Annotated in this window: 6 protein-coding genes; 5 read left to right on the top strand and 1 reads right to left on the bottom strand. The window is 43.4% G+C overall.

The genetic code is table 11. From position 1 onward, the window contains the following. Positions 1 to 369 precede the first annotated feature (369 nt). From EO93_RS02280 to priL, 4 genes are all read left to right on the top strand, one after another. Entirely contained in the window at positions 370 to 804 is a 435-nt protein-coding gene (locus tag EO93_RS02280; protein WP_048132065.1) for an NUDIX hydrolase, read from the top strand. Further along, entirely contained in the window at positions 764 to 1,078 is a 315-nt protein-coding gene (locus tag EO93_RS02275) for a transcription factor S (protein ID WP_048132015.1), read from the top strand. Before EO93_RS02280 ends, EO93_RS02275 begins: the two co-directional genes overlap by 41 nt. 344 nt (positions 1,079 to 1,422) lie before the next feature. After that, positions 1,423 to 2,160 (top strand): DNA polymerase sliding clamp, encoded by a 738-nt coding sequence (locus EO93_RS02270; RefSeq protein ID WP_048132013.1) that lies wholly within the window; start codon positions 1,423 to 1,425, stop codon positions 2,158 to 2,160. A 7-nt stretch (positions 2,161 to 2,167) separates the two neighbouring features. Next, entirely contained in the window at positions 2,168 to 3,283 is a 1,116-nt protein-coding gene (priL, locus tag EO93_RS02265; protein WP_048160989.1) for a DNA primase regulatory subunit PriL, read from the top strand. 94 nt (positions 3,284 to 3,377) lie between these two features. On the opposite strand, the gene EO93_RS02260 is transcribed toward priL, so the two are convergent. Then, a complete protein-coding gene (locus EO93_RS02260) occupies positions 3,378 to 4,697 on the bottom strand; it encodes a cobyrinate a,c-diamide synthase (protein ID WP_048160988.1) in 1,320 nt (439 codons plus the stop codon). A gap of 497 nt (positions 4,698 to 5,194) precedes the next feature. Between EO93_RS02260 and EO93_RS02255 the strand changes: the two genes are divergently transcribed. After that, a partial coding sequence (locus EO93_RS02255) for a hypothetical protein (protein ID WP_048160987.1) occupies positions 5,195 to 5,840 on the top strand: 646 nt, incomplete at its 3' end.

The raw sequence follows: 5,840 nt of genomic DNA, 5'->3' as shown, positions 1-5,840 counted from the left end.
TGAAAGTTTAAAAACGTTGCCAATAAGCGTATTATTGAAGAGTTGACGGCTGTATCCCGCCATTAAAATGACAGGGATTAGCCTTAGACGCTCCTAAAAAAGAGAAACCTTTAATAAAGACTACTGCGTAAGTGACTTTTTTGCTTTATAGAGACTCGACTCATAGCACAGAGAACCGGAGAACAACTCAAAAAAGAATTAAAAAGAATGGAAAAGTTGAGAAGAATAATTGAAATATGATGACGAGTTTCTACAATATGCACAATACTAATATATTATTATATCTGGCAAAACGCCAGAAAAAGCTAATCAGGAAGGAGATTGGTAGAGGAAAAAGATCTCACGGAAAGTAAACTTCGAAGGCTTTTTATGAAACATAATGCCCCCAGCCTAACCGTTGATGCTGTAATTCTCTTTAAAAACAAGCTTGTTCTGGTGAAGAGAAAATACCCCCCATATGAGGGAGAATTTGCCCTTCCTGGAGGCTTCGTTGAAATCGGGGAAAGTACAGAAAAAGCAGCTTCCAGGGAAGCTTTTGAAGAAACAGGCCTTTCTGTAGAGATTCTCAAACTTATCGGTGTCTATTCCGACCCTGAACGCGACCCCAGGAGACATACAATCTCAGTGTGCTACCTTGCGAAAGGATACGGAGATTTAAAATCAGGCTCTGACGCTGATGCCGTTGAACTTTTTGAGCTTGATTCAATTCCTGAACTGGCTTTTGACCACAATAAAATGATAAATGACGCAAAAAGTGATATTAATGCAGTTCTGTACCAAATGCAAAAGTATGATGTTTCCTAAAGATGGTAACTACCAATGTAGAAAATGTGGGAACATAATACCGATTGAAAATAACGAAAAGAATTTCGTCTCCAAAGCCAAGATTGACGATCATGAAGTAGTAGTACTCGAAGGTGAACAGACTTCAGGCCTGCCAACAACGAGTGTAAAATGCCCGGAGTGCGGGAACAATACAGCAGCCTGGTGGCTCAGACAGCTCAGGTCTGCAGATGAATCCGAGACCCGTTTTCTCAAATGTACGAAGTGCGGGTTTACCTGGAGAGAATACGACTAAATTCCACAACCTTTTCTTAGGGCCCTTCTTAAAAATGTACTTTTTAAAAATGTACTTTTTAAAAACGTACTTATTAAAAATGTACCTCTGGAAAACGAATTTTCAGGTCAGAACTTCTTTTATGTCTCAGGCAGAGCCTGTTGCTTCCTGATTTTCTGACCAAGATTTATATAGTTGCCGGGACTTTGAATCTAATAGTTTATCCCGATTCCATATATGGCTACTTATTCCGATTCGGAAAATTTTCCTCAAAAGGATAGAAAATCCTAGATCGTAAGGAAATTTATATATCCAAGTGATAGATAAGGAGTTTAAGGCTTAAATTTATTTGATGGAGAAGAATCATGTTCAAGGCAGCAATTAATGCAGAGCTTCTGAAAGACGCGATTGCCGCACTGGCTGTAATTGTAGATGAAGTTAGATTTAGAATAAAACCCGAAGGTATTTCGGTAAAAGCAGTTGATCCTGCCAACGTTGCAATGGGGATTTTTGAGCTTGGATCATCGGCTTTTGATGAATACAGCGCTGATGAGTGTGAGATCGGACTCGACCTGAATAAGATTACCGACCTGCTGGGAATTGCGGACAAGAGCGATACAGTTAGGATGGAACTTGAAGAAGGAAGCAATAAACTCCTGATTGATGTAGGAGGGCTGTCCTATACTCTTTCTCTTCTGGACCCTTCAACAATCCGTGCAGAACCCAGAGTTCCCCAGCTCGATCTGCCTGCCAAAGTTGTCCTGAATGGTGCAGACCTCAGGCGTGCCGTAAAAGCCGCAGAAAAGATAAGCGACCATATGCTCATGGGAGTTTCTGGCGATACTTTCTATATGGAAGCAAAGGGAGACACCGACAAGGTCCGCCTGGAGATGGGCAGAGACCAGCTAATCGACCTGAAAGCAGGAGAAGCCTGTTCTCTCTTTTCCCTGGATTACCTGACAGATATAGTCAAACCCACAAACAAGGTAAATGAGGTCACCCTCTCTCTTGGCAGAGATTTCCCTGTCCTGATTGACTTTGAAATTGCAAACGGTGCAGGAAGAATATCCTATCTCCTGGCTCCGAGAATAGAATCGGACTAAGGGTGGCATGCAGGCCGAAAAACTTGCATATTACCCATTTATTTCAGAAGCATCTGCCCATGTTGGAAACCTGGGAATTTCTCTGGAAAACCTGCTCAATTCGCGAGCTTACAGGGCTGCAAGATCCCGTGGAATAGAAAGGGTAAAAGAAGCTCTTGAAGGAGAAATTAAAAAATCCCCTGTATCAGGGGAAGTCCAGGTACTCTCGGAACTCCTTTCCTATCCCTTTGCCAGGATGCTGGTTGCCTGTGTGGATGACCAGCTCTTTACCCGGCGCTATGCTCTAGCAGAAGCCAAGGCTGCCTACGCTTTTTTAAGAAACGAAACCCCGAATTTTCTGCTCGAATTCGGGGAAGATTTTGGAATCTTGGCAGATTTCAGGGACTCCTATTTCAGTATGCATTTTACGGACTATATTCGCTTTTCAAATTCCCTCAAAGACCCCTCCTGGAAACTGACAAACCGCCAGCTCAGGGCAGGCAAAATAAAAATAACAAAGGAAGAGTTTGCAAGGCTTCTTGAAGAAGCAGTCAGGGAAAGGATCGAACAGTCCTTCCCCATCCCGGAAATTCCTCCCGAAATCTCCAGCTTCTGCTCCCCCTACGTTTCCGAGATAAAGGAACAGTTCGAGGTCCAGAAAAAGAAATTCGGGGCTACGGACTTCGGAGCTGTTGAGCCCGACCTCTTTCCTCCCTGTATTGCCCATGCGCTTGCAAACGTACAGGGTGGAGTTAACCTTGCCCATTCGATGCGTTTTGCAATGACTTCTTTCCTGCTCAGTGTAGGAATGTCAGTAGACGAAATCCTGAACCTTTTCAACATCTCTCCCGATTTTGACGCGGAAAAAACCCTCTACCAGATAGAACACATTGCAGGCGCTACAGGCAATGCATACAAACCCCCAGCCTGCGACACCATGAGGACCTACGGCAACTGCGTGGGAAAAGATGGGCTCTGCGAAAAAATCAGCCATCCTCTTGGGTATTATGAGAAAAAGGTCTACATAAGAAATAAAGAAAGGGAAAGGGAACAGGAAAAAGAGCAGGGAGAGAAACATCAAGTCGAACAGGAAAGGGAAAAGGGGAAAGAGCAGGAAAAAGAAAAAGAAAAGGGAAAAACCTGAAATAGCTTTAACGCCCCGGTTTCCCAAAAGTTATCTTCTTTTTCGCGATTTTCTTCTGTAGGGTTTCATTCCCGACTATGCCGCTCCGTCTCAATTATCTCCTTTTGTATTCCCTGCATTTCCCCACGAACTTATCTACCGGGAAGCTGGAAGGATGGGAGTGCATGTATCCTGCAAGGGTATTGTGTTCCACAAGCCCGTCAAAACCGTCCTGTATGCCTTTCCCGCGGATCATTTCGTATGCAAACCTGGCATCACGGTCGCATTCCGTAAGGGAGTAATGGAATTCGTGACCTCTGATATTGTGGGAAGAGAAGTTTTTGTCAAGGGGGCGGGCTTCGGTATACCCCAGAGCCTTCAGACGGTTTGTCATGCGGGTATTTGCAGGCACAACATCAGCCAGTTTATATGTCCGGTCTTCTACTTCATAAGTTCCGCAGAGATAGAGCAAGCCGCCGCATTCCGCATAGATGGGAAGGCCGTCAGCTGCAAGTCCTTTCAGTTTCCGGGTAGTCTCTGAGTTTTCAAGGACTTCTGCATAGAGCTCAGGGTAGCCGCCTCCAAGGTAAATTCCGTCTACATCCGGAACGTCACCTGCCATAGGGCTAAAAAATATTACTTCTGCTCCGCTGTCTCCGAATGCATCGAACATATCCCGGTAGTAGAAACAGAACGCAGGGTCCCAGGCAACTCCGATCCTGAGATCAGTTTCTGGCCTCTGAATTACCTCAGCCTCCGGAACTGAACAGGGCTCAGCAAGTTCAAGCACCGCATCAAGGTCAACATTTTCTTCAATAAAGGCTGCCATTTCCGCAGTGTTGTAGTCCTTTTCATGCGCCATGTAGAGCCCCAGATGCCTTGAAGGGACCTCAATATCTTTCCTTCGGGGAATTGTGCCGATAACAGGAATGTTGCCCGGAAGCGCATTCTTTACAAGTTCTGCATGGCGAGGGCTGCCTACCTGGTTCAGGATAACGCCTGCAACCCTGACTTCCGGATCGAATTCGGAATAACCTTTCAGGAGAGCTGCGGCACTTCTTGACATGCCGTGGACATTGATTACCAGAATCACCGGAATATCCAGAGTCTTTGCTACATGTGCCGAGCTTGCAATTTCCGTAGAGTCAATCCCATCAAAGAGCCCCATGACACCTTCAACGACAGCAATGTCAGCATCTTCAGACGTACGGGCAACTGTCTGCCTCACCCCTTCCGTGCCCATCATATAGGTGTCCAGATTCCTGGAAGAGCGCCCGCAGATGGCTGTGTGGTGGGAAGGGTCAATGTAATCCGGCCCTACCTTATAAGGCTGGACTCTTAGTTGCCTGTGCTTGAGGGCAGCCATAATACCCATGGAGACTGTGGTTTTTCCAACTCCACTATGGGTTCCTGCGATAAGTATTCCTTTTGTCATTTGGTAACTATTGTATAAATTAATATATATAAGGTTATTAATCAAGCTGTTTCGAGCGCTTTATGCCGTTTTCAAGAAAGGGATAAAAAGAAATGAGAAGGAATGAAAAGAATTTAGGAGAATTTGCGTAAAAAGTGTGAATAAATTATATTCTTTAGGAGAAATTAGGATTAAAACTGAACCAATTAATATCAACATTTGCAATTTATTAATTAACTTTTAATTCAACCTCTTATGAACCATTATAAAATAAGATGAAGTGTTATAAAGTTTTAAATTTACTTTTACCAGAGTATATAGCACAATCAAGTGTTAAATGTATTTTCCCGGTTTTATTATTCGATATAAAGGCTTAAATACGGTTTTTAATTTTGGTTTTGGACAAGTAGTGTAAGTATTTTTATATGTTTAACTGTGCCGATACTTTTAGGTTCCAGATCTTCTCAGATAAAATGAGCAAGATCAGACAAACTAGTAGGAACAATTGGAGGGAAAAAATGCACTTCAGTGAAAAACCAATTATAAAAATTCTGGCATGTGCTTCTATTATAATAATGATGTCAAGTTTAATTACTGCAGGAGCAGTTTCCTGTAATGCTCTTACATCTGCAGAAACCCCTACAGTTTCCTGTGACACTCTTGCAAATTGTGGACAGGCAAACTGTAATTCATGTGACTGTGAATCTATTGTAGCCTGTAATCAGGCAAACTGTGAATGTGACTCATGCGGCTGCGATTCTATTGCAGACTGTGATAAGGCAAACTGTAATTCATGTGACTGTGAATCTATTGCAGACTGTGAGAAAGCAAACTGTGAATGTGACTCATGCGGCTGCGATTCTATTACAGATTGTGGACAGAAAACCTCTGATGACGTTGTAGAAACTCCAGCAAAAAGCTGTGACGTTGTAGAAACTCCAGCAAAAAGCTGTGATGTTGTAGAAACTCCAGCAAAAAGCTGTGACATTGTAGAGACTCCAGCAAAAAGCTGTGACATTGTAGAGACTCCAGCAAAAAGCTGTGACGTTGTAGAAACTCCAGCAAAAAGCTGTGACGTTGTAGAGACTCCAGCAAAAAGCTGTGATGTTGTAGAAACTCCAGCAAAAAGCTGTGACATTGTAGAGACTCCAGCAAAAAGCTGTG

Source organism: Methanosarcina sp. 1.H.A.2.2, assembly GCF_000979975.1.
Lineage (GTDB): Archaea > Halobacteriota > Methanosarcinia > Methanosarcinales > Methanosarcinaceae > Methanosarcina.
Note: the sequence above shows the minus strand (reverse complement) of the source record. Positions and strands in the feature narration are given on the sequence as shown.